The sequence below is a fragment of the Cytobacillus luteolus genome (assembly GCF_017873715.1).
Lineage (GTDB): Bacteria > Bacillota > Bacilli > Bacillales > Bacillaceae_L > Bacillus_BV > Bacillus_BV luteola.
In genome coordinates this window covers 1-12,490 of the sequence record NZ_JAGGKM010000017.1, presented here as the reverse complement: position 1 = coordinate 12,490, position 12,490 = coordinate 1, and the positions used below count along the sequence as shown (strand labels likewise).

16 protein-coding genes are annotated in these 12,490 nt (G+C 36.3%); 2 read left to right on the top strand and 14 right to left on the bottom strand.

Translation table 11 applies throughout. The features are described 5' to 3' along the window. Nucleotides 1–343 precede the first annotated feature (343 nt). The gene (locus J2Z26_RS22005; protein WP_193534085.1) at nucleotides 344–577 is read right to left on the bottom strand and encodes a hypothetical protein; all 234 of its coding nucleotides are present in this window, start codon (nucleotides 575–577) and stop codon (nucleotides 344–346) included. Nucleotides 578–722: 145 nt separating this feature from the next. On the opposite strand from J2Z26_RS22005, the gene pdaB reads away from it, so the two are divergent. Next, nucleotides 723–1,487 carry a polysaccharide deacetylase family sporulation protein PdaB gene (pdaB, locus tag J2Z26_RS22000; protein ID WP_193534086.1) on the top strand — a complete coding sequence of 255 codons (765 nt, stop codon included), beginning with the start codon at nucleotides 723–725 and terminating at the stop codon, nucleotides 1,485–1,487. 25 nt (nucleotides 1,488–1,512) lie between these two features. On the opposite strand, the gene J2Z26_RS21995 is transcribed toward pdaB, so the two are convergent. Then, on the bottom strand, nucleotides 1,513–2,118 hold the full coding sequence (locus tag J2Z26_RS21995) for a KinB-signaling pathway activation protein (protein ID WP_193534087.1): 606 nt from the start codon (nucleotides 2,116–2,118) through the stop codon (nucleotides 1,513–1,515). Between the two features lie 153 nt (nucleotides 2,119–2,271). Here J2Z26_RS21995 and gerD point away from each other — a divergent pair, with 153 nt between their 5' ends. Next, nucleotides 2,272–2,859 carry a spore germination lipoprotein GerD gene (gene gerD, locus J2Z26_RS21990; RefSeq protein ID WP_193534088.1) on the top strand — a complete coding sequence of 196 codons (588 nt, stop codon included), beginning with the start codon at nucleotides 2,272–2,274 and terminating at the stop codon, nucleotides 2,857–2,859. Nucleotides 2,860–3,455: 596 nt separating this feature from the next. Here gerD and J2Z26_RS21985 read toward each other — a convergent pair. The 12 genes from J2Z26_RS21985 to rpoA all read right to left on the bottom strand — a co-directional run. Then, nucleotides 3,456–4,502: an Mrp/NBP35 family ATP-binding protein gene (locus J2Z26_RS21985; RefSeq protein ID WP_193534090.1), complete on the bottom strand. Its 1,047-nt coding sequence runs from the start codon at nucleotides 4,500–4,502 to the stop codon at nucleotides 3,456–3,458. 99 nt (nucleotides 4,503–4,601) lie between these two features. Beyond that, the gene (gene cwlD, locus J2Z26_RS21980) at nucleotides 4,602–5,315 is read right to left on the bottom strand and encodes an N-acetylmuramoyl-L-alanine amidase CwlD (protein ID WP_193534091.1); all 714 of its coding nucleotides are present in this window, start codon (nucleotides 5,313–5,315) and stop codon (nucleotides 4,602–4,604) included. A 114-nt stretch (nucleotides 5,316–5,429) separates the two neighbouring features. Beyond that, nucleotides 5,430–5,870: a YbaK family protein gene (locus J2Z26_RS21975; RefSeq protein ID WP_193534092.1), complete on the bottom strand. Its 441-nt coding sequence runs from the start codon at nucleotides 5,868–5,870 to the stop codon at nucleotides 5,430–5,432. 95 nt (nucleotides 5,871–5,965) lie between these two features. Continuing rightward, complete coding sequence (locus J2Z26_RS21970; protein WP_227413561.1) at nucleotides 5,966–6,391, bottom strand: ASCH domain-containing protein; 426 nt, start codon at nucleotides 6,389–6,391, stop codon at nucleotides 5,966–5,968. Nucleotides 6,392–6,521: 130 nt separating this feature from the next. After that, the gene (gene rpsI, locus J2Z26_RS21965; protein ID WP_193471013.1) at nucleotides 6,522–6,914 is read right to left on the bottom strand and encodes a 30S ribosomal protein S9; all 393 of its coding nucleotides are present in this window, start codon (nucleotides 6,912–6,914) and stop codon (nucleotides 6,522–6,524) included. Nucleotides 6,915–6,934: 20 nt separating this feature from the next. Further along, nucleotides 6,935–7,372, bottom strand: coding sequence for a 50S ribosomal protein L13 (rplM, locus tag J2Z26_RS21960; protein WP_193534093.1), 438 nt, complete (start codon nucleotides 7,370–7,372; stop codon nucleotides 6,935–6,937). A 138-nt stretch (nucleotides 7,373–7,510) separates the two neighbouring features. Then, a complete protein-coding gene (gene truA / locus J2Z26_RS21955) occupies nucleotides 7,511–8,254 on the bottom strand; it encodes a tRNA pseudouridine(38-40) synthase TruA (RefSeq protein WP_193534094.1) in 744 nt (247 codons plus the stop codon). A 13-nt stretch (nucleotides 8,255–8,267) separates the two neighbouring features. Continuing rightward, nucleotides 8,268–9,065 carry an energy-coupling factor transporter transmembrane component T family protein gene (locus J2Z26_RS21950; protein WP_193534095.1) on the bottom strand — a complete coding sequence of 266 codons (798 nt, stop codon included), beginning with the start codon at nucleotides 9,063–9,065 and terminating at the stop codon, nucleotides 8,268–8,270. Beyond that, a complete protein-coding gene (locus tag J2Z26_RS21945) occupies nucleotides 9,062–9,931 on the bottom strand; it encodes an energy-coupling factor ABC transporter ATP-binding protein (protein ID WP_193534096.1) in 870 nt (289 codons plus the stop codon). Before J2Z26_RS21945 ends, J2Z26_RS21950 begins: the two co-directional genes overlap by 4 nt. Then, a complete protein-coding gene (locus tag J2Z26_RS21940) occupies nucleotides 9,916–10,749 on the bottom strand; it encodes an energy-coupling factor ABC transporter ATP-binding protein (protein ID WP_193534097.1) in 834 nt (277 codons plus the stop codon). The genes J2Z26_RS21945 and J2Z26_RS21940 overlap by 16 nt, the downstream gene beginning before the upstream one ends. Before the next feature lie 672 nt (nucleotides 10,750–11,421). Next, entirely contained in the window at nucleotides 11,422–11,784 is a 363-nt protein-coding gene (gene rplQ, locus J2Z26_RS21935) for a 50S ribosomal protein L17 (protein ID WP_193534098.1), read from the bottom strand. 79 nt (nucleotides 11,785–11,863) lie between these two features. After that, the coding region (gene rpoA / locus J2Z26_RS21930; RefSeq protein ID WP_209794479.1) for a DNA-directed RNA polymerase subunit alpha at nucleotides 11,864–12,490 on the bottom strand (627 nt) is incomplete at its 5' end.

The window sequence follows — 12,490 nt, the reverse complement described above, 5'->3', positions numbered from 1 at the left end:
TCAAACTCTCCAATAGAGTTGATTAGCTCATGCTAAAACAATTTTTAAAACAAACATTGACGCTTGTGTTGTGTTCAGTTTTCAAAGAACTTTTTGTTTCTTCGCTCGTAAGCGACTTTTTTAATATAACATGGTGAACTTTTCAAGTCAACATGTTTTTTGAAAAGACTTCACTATTACTTGGTTACTCGTAACAGCGACGTTTATTAATATATCAGGATAACAATTTAAAGTCAACAATCTTTTTAAAAAATATTAAATTGTTTTCTCAGAGAAAAAACCACAGCATTTATACCGTGGTAATTAAACTACACTATAATTAATAATTCCTAATAGTTATCTACTAGATATCAATATTACTATTAACTCGTTTTGGTCTTATGTATTGTGTACAATCTTTCGGTGGTGCCACGCGGCGGAATAGGTTAAATAATATGCTATAGCGCTCCTCCATGGCTCTTTTCACTATATGATCGATTCTTGGTTCTTCTATATCATGCAATATTTCCTCCATCTCTCGTTTCAATAAATATTCTATTTCTTTCACTTCTTTTTGATTAATTAACAAACCAATCATAAATTCACCTCAATACAGGATTTAATTCTAGTTATTTCCATAAATAGATTTTTTATGATTTTTTTATTTTTACCGGCATATTCATATATTAGATTGACAAGCATACTATGTAGACAAGGACAGTATTGAATGGGAGGTCTAAATAGTGAATTTCTTCTTTATTTTAAATGGTAAAAAAGTAAAACAAACAATGATCATCCTTGTTGCTTCATTTTTTACTGCAGGCATTTTATATATAGAAAATGGCTTGCATCTTCCTGTGTTTTCAACAAGTGATGGTCCAAAAGCTATTTATCAAGGTGAGCAAAAGGACAAAAGTGTTTCTTTAACTTTTGATATTAGTTGGGGAGATACTAAAGCAATACCTATCTTAGATCTTCTAAAGGAACAAGGTATTAAGAATGCTACTTTCTTTTTATCTGCCGCATGGGCTGAAAGACATCCTGATGTGGTAAAAAGAATTATTGAGGACGGACATGAAATTGGTTCGATGGGATACCAGTACAAAAACTATACTGAATTAGAAGAGGCCAAAATCAAAAAAGATATCCTCCAAGCTGGAGAAGTTTTTAAAACATTAGGGGTTAAAAAGGTTGATCTATTGAGACCACCTACTGGTAACTTCGATAAAAAGGTTTTAAAAGTTGCTAATTCTCTAGGGTACACAGTTATCCATTGGAGCGTTGATTCAAAGGATTGGACAAATCCTGGCATTGAAACAATCATTTCAAATGCAACAAGTAATTTAAGTGGTGGAGATATTATTTTGTTACATGCCTCAGATTCAGCTAAGCAAACAGAAAAGGCACTACCAGAGATTATAAAGATTATGAAACAAAAGGGTTATAAAAATGCAAAGATATCTGATTTAATGGCTAATGCTGAAGCTAAAAGTAATGAAATTAAATGATTAAAAAAGCTGACCAAAAAATGGGTCAGCTTTTTACATTTGTGTTATTTGATATTTTGCTGAGAAGTAGCAACTGATATGCATTACAGACTAATAGAGGAATTAACATAAGGTATAACCAACTTTCTTCATTAACACGAAGAGCCGGGAACCATTCAATCGATGTGATAACAAACATAAAAAATAATGCAGGAATAAAAGCATGACTATTTGTTTGCTTTTGTTTTATATAGGCGACTATCAGTGAAAATAAAAACAAAGTGAACGCTAGTGCAATGTACGGTAAAAGCATGTCTCCCTCTTCAGCAAAAGCTTGGTAGCGGAAGTAAACTAAATCAAAGAATACAAAAGCAATTAATACTAATTGAACTGTTTTCCATAAACTACGGAAAATACCCAAACCAAAACGATGAACTGTTAAATATGCAAAAAAGCCCATCTGGCTAATAATACTAAAAATAAATCCAACTCCAACAAGCCACAATAAAATAGAAAGTATCTCTATAATATCAAAGTTAATAAATAATTCCTTGTATTCATTCCATTTAACTGCAAATCCTACTACTGAAGTGCTTATAGCACCCACCAATAATGTAGATAAAAACAATCGAACCCAATTTCGACTATTCACGATGAATCCTCCAACTTATCAAAAATTATTACCTAACAATTGTACCAACGAAATTATTAAATTACCAGTTAATCAGCCAAGTTTTTGTGTATATTTCTTGGCGATTTCCTCATATTAAAAGTAAGGATTTCTGTGAAAGGAGCTTAAAATATAATGAAAAAATGGATGTCGCTCCTAGTATTTAGTTGCTTTATTTTGATTATTGGGTGTGCACCTAGGGAACAAGGAAATCAAAAGCTTGACTACGAAGAGACGAAAAAAATGGTAGTCGATATACTAAAAACAGATGAAGGTAAAAAGGCCATCGAAGAGATGTTGACAGATGAGAAAATGAAACAAAATTTAGTTATTAACCAGGATATTGTAACAAAGTCAATACAAGATACACTTTTATCTGAAGATGGTATTACTTTTTGGAAAAAGAATTTTGAGGATCCAAAATTTGTAGAAACCTTTGCTAAAAGCATGCAGGAGCAGCATGAAAAGGTAATTAAAGATCTGATGAAGGATCCTGAGTACCAAAAAATGATGATTGAAATATTAAAAAATCCTGAAATGGAAGAAGCAATGGTAGAAGTATTGCGGAGCCAGGAAATGAGAGCTCATATTCAAACTGTAATAACCGAGACAATCGAAAGTCCTCTTTTTAAGGCGAAAATGCAAGATCTTCTTATTAAAGGTGCTGAAGAGATTCAGGCTAATAAAGATAAGAAAAAGGAAGAGGGCGGCGGTGAAAGTTAGGTCGTGGAAAGATAGTTGAATGAATAATAGTTAGCCCCAATCATGTATTGATTGGGGCTACTGTATTGTGATGGTCCGTTCTACCTGTCTGAATAACACTACGATTTCGACTCGTTTCCTCTATTTGCCTTTCTACCTGTCTGAATAACCTCGGGATTCCGACTCGTTTTAGCTTTTCGCCTAACAACCTGTCTGAATAACACCAGGATTCCGACTCGTTTCCTCTATTTGCCGGTCTACCTGTCTGAATAACCTCGGGATTCCGACTCGTTTCCTCTATTCGCCGGTCTACCTGTCTGAATAACACCAGGATTCCGACTCGTTTCCTCTATTCGCCGTCCTACCTGTCTGAATAACCTCGGGATTCCGACTCGTTTCCTCTATTCGCCGTTCTACCTGTCTGAATAACACTAGGATTCCGACTCGTTATTTCTACTACCCGCGGAACCTGTCTTAACACTCCTTGGATTTTGAAGGATTTAAGCTTTCTCCCGTTCAACCATCTCCAAAAACTCACCTTCATATAATACTCAACAAAATCTTAAATTAAACAATAGAAAAAGATGCAAATCCTCGATTTGCATCCTTTAAAAAGCTTATTTATTTAATGTATTAATTACATTCTGTGCAATCTCCATATAGATCTTTCCTACACGATGATCTGCATCATATACTGAAGGTGCAAAATCATCCTCATTCCAATCTGGTTGTTGTAATGGTAATTGACCTAGTAGGTTAGTCTGTAATTCTTCAGCCAACTTCGTTCCTCCACCTTGGCCAAATACATATTCTTTCTCGCCAGTTACCTTACTCTCAAAGTATGACATGTTTTCAATAACACCCATTACTTCGTGTTCTGTTCTTAAGGCCATTGCACCCGCTCTCGCTGCAACGAACGCAGCAGTTGGATGTGGAGTTGTGACAATTATTTCTTTACATGAAGGTAGCATTGTATGAACATCTAGTGCAACATCTCCTGTACCTGGAGGTAAGTCTAATAATAGGTAGTCTAACTCTCCCCATTCAACATCGTTAAAGAAATTATTCAACATTTTCCCTAACATTGGACCGCGCCAGATAACTGGTGAATTGTCCTCTACAAAGAAGCCCATTGAAATTACCTTAACACCTAAGCGCTCAACTGGGATAATTTTTTCACCACGGACTACAGGGCGTTTTGTAATACCCATCATGTCAGGCACACTGAACCCGTAAATATCAGCGTCTACTAGGCCAACCTTTTTACCAAGTCTCGCTAAAGAAACAGCTAGATTAACGGATACTGTAGATTTCCCTACTCCACCCTTACCACTTGCAATTGCTATAAAGGTTGGTTCATTTTTTGGAGATAAAGGTGAATCCGTACCTTGTCCAGCATGTTTTGCTAATTCTTCTTGGGGTAAATCAGTAAATCTAATTCCTACAGAATCTGCACCGGCTTCCTTTAACTTAGCAACAACCGTACTTTGAAGCTGCATCTGTTCACCTGTGCCAGTTTTAGCAATAGCTAATTTTACGCTAACATGATTCTTTTCTTCCTTGATTTTCACTTCTAAAATACCATTTGTTTCTTGTAGTGTTTTATGTAGGAAAGGATCTTTCAGATTTTGTAATGTTTCTAATACCTTTTGTTCTGTTAACATGTATATGCACCACCTATAAATGAATTGGTTTTTATTAGTATATCATAATTGTCCATTTTACATATGTGATGAAACTCATACCTAAAAAAATAACCCTCATTATTCTGGAGGGTTGGTTTCATTTGATGCGTATCTTAAAATTCCTTTATATATTGAAGCTGCAACTTTATCTTGATAATGTTCTTTTACGAGAAGTTGTTTCTCTGTATGATTTGAGAGGAAACCAATTTCAACTAATGCGCCAGGTTTATTAGCATTTTTTAATAAAAAGACACTATTGATACTTTTCGCCTTACGCGTCGTATTTTCTAAGTTAGTACGTAACTCATCTTGAACGAACTTTGCTAGTTCTTCATTCTCTTTATAAGTACGATAATAAAAAGTTTGTGCACCACTCCATTTAGGTGACGGAATTGCGTTTAGATGTATGCTAATAAACAAATCAGCCTCTGAACTATTGATTAACTCTACACGTTTTTTTAAGTCTTCTACCTTACGACGACTATAACCTCGAGTATCTGCAGCTGCAAGATCTGTATCTATTTCACGGGTCATTAAAACAAGTGCACCTTGTTCCTGTAAGTAGTCACGGAGCTTTAAAGATACATTTAAGGCGATATCCTTTTCGAATATATCTCCACTATCTGCTCCTCCATCTGGACCACCATGACCTGGATCTAAGATAATTATCTTTCCGGTTAATGGAAGACTCCAGGGTTTCCAAGAATCATTATCTAAAAACTGATATTGAAATAAGACAAATAATAGTATTAATCCAGTTATAAATCCACCGATTTTTAATTTCTTCTTCACTAATTTCTCCCCTCCTGCTAGTCCCTTCTATTCACTATATGGGACAAGGGGAAAAAATATGAATACTTACAAATTGTTGTCGAAAAGTTTACTTACTAAACAAAAAGTGCGCTACTAATGCAGACGGAGTCGATATCTTTTTTCACTTTTAATGAATCCTTCCTGCCACCATTTATTCACGTAATTTTCACAGCTGTAATAGAGAGATTCGTTTACAAAATCATTATCTCCAATTTGACCCCAATAGGTCAGAAAATCAAATAATGTGTCTACCAAATACTTTTCTTCAAAGTAACATCTTGTTTTTACATCCTCAAGGGACTCTCCGTAATATCCAAACTTTCCATATTTAGAGCCTAACAAGTAACTTTCGATTGCGATGTCAACACAACCATCTTCTATTGACTTTGCAAATAAACCTGTTCTATAAAAATGACTAAATTGCTCATTTACACTTTTCTTTAGATTTTCTAAGGAGAGTTCACGTAACATTTTTCTTTCATACTTCATTTGCTTTTCTTTTCTTTTTTCCTTTAGGGTTGTTATTACGTTCATAAGCAAATTCCCCCCTTTTAAAAGTAGTTTCCTACGCAATAGACATATCATGTAAAACACTATCTACCTTTAATGGTAATTTGCGTAAACTCCTCTTATTTAGGGTAATTCTCGATATTACAATTCCATAAACCAAGCTGTCCTTTTGCAGGTAATGGCGTTTTCAGTAATCTCTTACCTTTAACTTTCCAAACAAACCCACCAATTTTGTAGTCTCCTAATAAATATTCAATTCCTGATATCATTTCTCCATCCTCAAGTACTGCTGATGAATTATTGTTCTCTATGATCCTGAGACAATTCTCTAGTTCACAAACACCAATAACAGCACCTAATGGTAACGTATCTTGTGTATAGCCATACTTCTGAAGCAAACTTTCAACATGGGTTAGACGACATGCATGCTTATCTAACTTTTGACTTGAATGAATTGCAATCGGTCCACGGTATTTTGTCTTCCATGACCTAGTTTCATGGTTTATCGCTCCAAGCATAAAAAGGCTTGCCCAAGGCTGAATCATTGATAAAGTCTTAATTTTATTCACTCCAATCTAAAATAGAGCTGGGTGCTACATCTTTACTTTTCCCTTAAAACTACATAAACATAAAAAAGACTCCCAACCAAATGGTTGAGAGCCTTGAATTTGAAAATTAACGTTTTGAGAACTGAGGTGCACGACGAGCGCCTTTAAGTCCGTATTTTTTACGTTCTTTCATACGTGCGTCACGAGTTAATAGACCAGCACGTTTTAACGTTCCACGGAATTCAGGGTCAGCTTGAAGTAATGCACGAGAGATACCATGACGAATAGCTCCAGCTTGGCCAGTATAGCCTCCACCTTTAACACTAACTAGAACATCATAGTTTCCTACAGTTTCAGTAGCGTTAAGAGGTTGTTTAACAACTTCTCTTAATGCCTCAAATGGAATATAATCTGCGATATCACGATCATTAATTACAATGCGTCCGTCGCCAGGAACTAAGCGTACACGTGCTACAGAGCTCTTACGACGACCAGTGCCATAATATTGTACCTGTGCCAATATAATACCCTCCTTATTAATTAACCACGAAGTTGGTAAACTTCAGGTTGTTGTGCTTGATGTGGATGTTCGTTTCCAGCATATACATGCAATTTTTTGAACATTTGACGACCTAGAGAATTTTTTGGAAGCATACCTTTAATAGCAAGCTCTAACATTCTCTCTGGGAAGTTTGTACGCATTTCTAATGCAGTTCTTGACTTTAATCCACCTGGGAATTGGCTGTGACGATAGTAGATTTTGTCAGTTAATTTTTTACCAGTTAATTCGATTTTCTCAGCGTTGATGATGATAACATTGTCACCAGTATCAACATTCGGTGTATAAGTTGGTTTGTTTTTACCACGTAAAATTGTAGCTACTTCACTTGCAAGACGACCTAAAGTTTGACCTTCAGCGTCCACAATGTACCATTTACGCTCTATATTATTGGCATTTGCCATAAATGTTGTGCGCATTACTTTCCCTCCTAATATAATAAACTTTGGTTTATTTCAACACGATTAGTTTACGGGGCTAGTCGTGGGGTTAAAATACATACCATAGGATATGATATAACTTTGTAAAGCTATTGTCAAGAAGATGTTACACCAGGTTTAGTTGTCATAATGAACTTTCCATAAATAAAGTCCATGACCCGGTGCTGTTTTACCTGCATAGGCTCTATTTTTTTGCTCTAAAATGGTATTTATTTCAGTTGGTTGTATTTTTTTCTGTCCAACATCCAGTAAAGTACCTACAAGGATCCTTACCATATTATAAAGAAAACCATTTCCTACAAAGCGAAAAATAAGTTCATCTTCTTGGGTTATACAATCGATATCATAGATTGTACGAATCTTATCATCAACTTCAGTTTTCGCAGAACAAAAACTAGTAAAATCATGTGTTCCTTTTAAATAAAGCATGGCCTCTTTAATTAAAGTAACATCTAGTTGGTACGGAAAATGATAGCTATATTGTCTTCTAAAAATATCTCTATCGGGGGTTAGTAGTACTCTATATCTGTACTCCTTTTTTACCACATCAAAACGAGCATGGAACTCATTATCCACCTTATTTACCTCTAAAACTTGAATATCATCAGGCAACAAAGCATTAAGTGCCTTCTTCCAGCTCTCTTCAGACAAATGTAAGGGTGAATCATAGTGAATCACCTGTCCAATAGCATGAACTGTTGCGTCTGTTCTTCCAGATGCAAAGACTTTAACAGTCTTACTTTTATGGATTTTCTGTAAGGTTTTTTCAAGTTCTAGCTGAACTGTTCTGGCATTTGGTTGAATTTGATATCCCGAAAATTGTGACCCGTCATATGAAATGATACATTTCAATTTCTCCATAACACATACCTCATTATTGCCGTAGTAAAAATAAGCATATTGCCGTAATTCCCAATAAAACCAGCATGCCCGTATCTATAATGCCCCATTCTAGTTTTCGATACTTTGTTCGGCCTTCTCCACCACGATATCCTCTAGCTTCCATAGCAGTGGCTAAATCCTCTGCTCGTTTAAAAGCACTAATAAATAATGGGACCAGTAATGGAACAATTGCTTTTACTCTGTCTTTTATAGGCCCACTAGTAAAATCAGCTCCACGAGCCGATTGTGCTTTAATAATCTTTTCCGTTTCCTGCATAAGGGTAGGTATAAAACGTAATGAAATAGACATCATTAAAGCTAGTTCATGAACCGGAAGCCCCATTTTTTTGAAGGGTGATAACAATGCCTCCATACCATCTGTTATTTCAATTGGTGTACTTGTAAGAGTCAATAGTGTTGTCATCAAAATTAGAAAGAAGAAACGCAGAGAAATAAATATCCCTTGTCTTAATCCCTCTTCATAGACTGTTATAAAGCCATAGGAGAATATAATTTCCCCTTCCTTTGTCATGAAGATGTGGAGCACAAACGTAAATAAGATAATCCATAATATTGGTTTCAAACCTGCTAGAATAAATCTTATGTGAATTCGGGTAAGTGCTACAATACTTAACGTAATTATTCCTAAAACAAGATAAGTAATAGCATTATTCGCTAAAAAAACGATAAATAAGTAGAAAAAGACCATGATTAATTTAGCTCGAGGGTCCATACGGTGAATTAATGACATACCTGGTACATATTTACCAATAATCATACTTTGCATCATTGTTCTTCACCTACTTTTACTAACCTTTGGACCTCTGAAATTAAATCATTAAGTGTTAGACAAGAAGGAGATAAACTCGTGTTAAATTTTTGTTCCAACATCAATTTAAATCGGACAATTTCAGGAACATCCAGACCAATCTCAACGAGTCTATCAGCCTCTTGAAAGACATTCGTTGGATTACCCTGTAAAAAGATTGTCCCTTTATTTAAGACAACAATCTCATCAGCATAAAGAGCTGCATCTTCCATGCTGTGCGTAACTAAAATGGTTGTTAGACTTTGTTCTTTATGGAGGTTATAAAATAACTCCATAATCTCTTGTCTTCCTCTTGGGTCAAGACCTGCAGTTGGTTCGTCAAGCACAAGAACCTCTGGTTTCATTGCAAGTACACCAGCTATAGCAACCCTTCGCATTTGTCCACCACTTAAGTCAAAAGGTGACTTCTGGAGGTACTCTTCTGAAAGACCTACTAAACCAATAACTTCTTTTGCCCTTTGTTTTGCTTCCTTCTCAGATACACCAAAGTTCATCGGCCCAAAGCAAATATCTTTTTCGACTGTCTCTTCGAATAGCTGATGTTCAGGAAATTGAAAGACGATCCCAACACGCTTCCTAAGCGACTTTAAATCCTTTACCTTCTTTGAGGCTTCTATTGTCTGATTACCAATGGTAATCGACCCTGCTGTTGGTTTTAGAAGTCCATTTAAGTGTTGTAGTATCGTTGACTTACCTGAACCGGTATGACCGATAATACCCACGTAAGAGCCTGAGCGAATAGTTGAGCTAATATCGTATAGTGCTAATCTTTCGAAAGGAGAATTAGGTTGGTAACGATGCTCAAGCTGTTCTATTTTAATGTCCATAGCTCATTCACCAAACCTTCTTCATCTAGATGATGTTTTGATAGAGGAATTCCATTATCCCGCAATGCTTTACTGAGTTTTATAGAAAAAGGAAGGTCTAATCCTATTTCAACTAATTTTTCGTCTAGCTTAAAAATAGTCTCAGGGTCTCCTTCTGCGAAAATTTCTCCCTTATTCATTACAATCATTCTATCTGCCCTTGCCGCTTCATCTAAATCATGCGTAATGGAAATTACCGTTAAGTTTTTCTCGATTTTTAGCTGGCGGACAACATTAAGCACTTCTTCCCGACCTTTTGGATCTAACATTGAGGTAGCTTCGTCAAGTATAATAATATCAGGTTGGACAGCAAGAATACCGGCAATAGCTACCCTTTGCTTTTGACCACCTGAAAGATTATGAGGTTCAACATCAAGAAAATCCTCCATTTTGACAAGTTTAACTGCCTGATCTAAGCGAGAAACCATCTCTTCCCTTGGGAAGCCATTATTCTCTAAGCCAAATGCAACATCATCTCTGACAGTAGTCCCTACAAACTGATTGTCAGGGTTTTGAAAAACCATTCCAATTTTTCTTCTAACTTCCCAAATGGTCTCTTCAGACAAAAGGTATTCACCAACTTGAACTTTGCCTTCTTGAGGTAATAGTAATCCATTTAAAATCCTTGCTAGTGTCGATTTTCCTGACCCATTATGACCAACAATAGCTAACCACTCACCCTTCACAACAGAAAAGGTAATATCTTTTAAAGCATAATCTACTTCGTTATATTGAAAAGTTATATTATTTACTTGGAGAATCTTATTTTCACTAACCATACTCGTCTATCCTCTCTCTTACTATAGAAATAGTACTAAACTCTACTCTACTAAACGTAATTAAAATTGTCACTTATTCATGTGGAAAATCTGTTCTTTATTAGTTTTTATTAGGTATTAGGGGCGTTATGCGCTAACATCCACTTCGCTTTCCGCGGAGGAATATTGAAAAAGCCATAATGCCGGCTTTTTCAAAGGGCGATTCCTCTTCGGGCAGTCCGTGAGCCTCCTCGGCTTCGCCTGTGGGGTCTCCCGTTGACGTGCTACTCCCGCAGGAGTCTTCGTGGATGTTAGCGAATAACTGTAAATTTGAATATCGGTTATAAAAGTAACTATCTATAAAAATATTTCCTGATTGGAAGTTGAGTTTACATTTAAAAAATACTTAATCTTATTCTAAGGTTTGCTACTCATTGTATCTATACAGAGTGGATTGGAGCGGAAAGCACTTGACTCCTGCTCAGAAGTATAGGAAAGGTCGAGACCCCGCAGACGGAACGGCGAGGAGGCTCGACTTCCTCCCCGCGGAAAGCAAGTGCCTGCAGCGCAAAGGAACGATCAATGTACAAATTACTACACAACATACCTATTAAAAAAACACAAATAAAAAAGGGCATGAATCCAGTTAATAAAAACTGCCCCGCCCTTGTTACCACATATCTGTTTATATAATTATACTAACTCAATGATTACCATTGGCGCACCGTCACCACGGCGAGGTCCAAGTTTCATGATACGAGTGTACCCACCTTGGCGCTCCTCGTAACGAGTAGCGATATCACTGAATAGTTTTTGAAGTGCATCCTGACCAGACTCAGCGTTTGCTACTTCATTACGAATGTATGATGCAGCTTGACGACGAGCATGTAAGTCACCACGCTTACCTAGAGTGATCATTTTTTCTACAACTGAACGTAATTCCTTAGCACGAGCTTCAGTCGTTTCAATACGCTCGTTGATAATTAAGTCTGTTGTAAGATCACGTAAAAGTGCTTTACGTTGTGAACTTGTACGTCCTAATTTTCCATATGACATCAGTATTTCCCTCCTTTGTTGAAACATAAAGTCCGAAGACTAATCACAAGAAAATGCCTAGTCAGCGAGAGACGCGAAACTAGTCATCTTTACGTAAGCCTAAACCTAAATCTTCAAGTTTAGCCTTAACTTCTTCTAGTGATTTACGACCAAGGTTACGAACCTTCATCATATCTTCTTCTGTTTTATGAGCAAGTTCTTGTACGGTATTGATTCCAGCACGCTTCAAGCAGTTGTAAGAACGAACAGAAAGATCTAGTTCTTCAATAGTCATCTCTAGAACCTTTTCTTTTTGGTCTTCTTCTTTCTCTACCATAATTTCAGCGTTTTGCGCTTCATCAGTAAGTCCAACAAAGATATTTAAATGCTCAGTTAAAATTTTGGAACCAAGTGCAATTGCTTCTTTTGGACCAGTACTTCCATCAGTCCAAACATCAATTGTAAGCTTATCGAAGTTTGAAACTTGACCCACACGAGTGTTTTCAACTTGATAAGTAACACGAGATACCGGTGTAAAGATTGAGTCAATAGGAATTACACCTATTGGTTGATCTTCACGTTTATTTGCATCGGCTGGGTTATACCCACGCCCTCTTCTTGCTGATAATCTCACGCGAAAATGTGCATCTTTTGCTAATCTAGCAATGTGAAGGTCCGGATTAAGAATCTCTACATCACTATCGTGAGTAATATCTGCTGCCGTTAG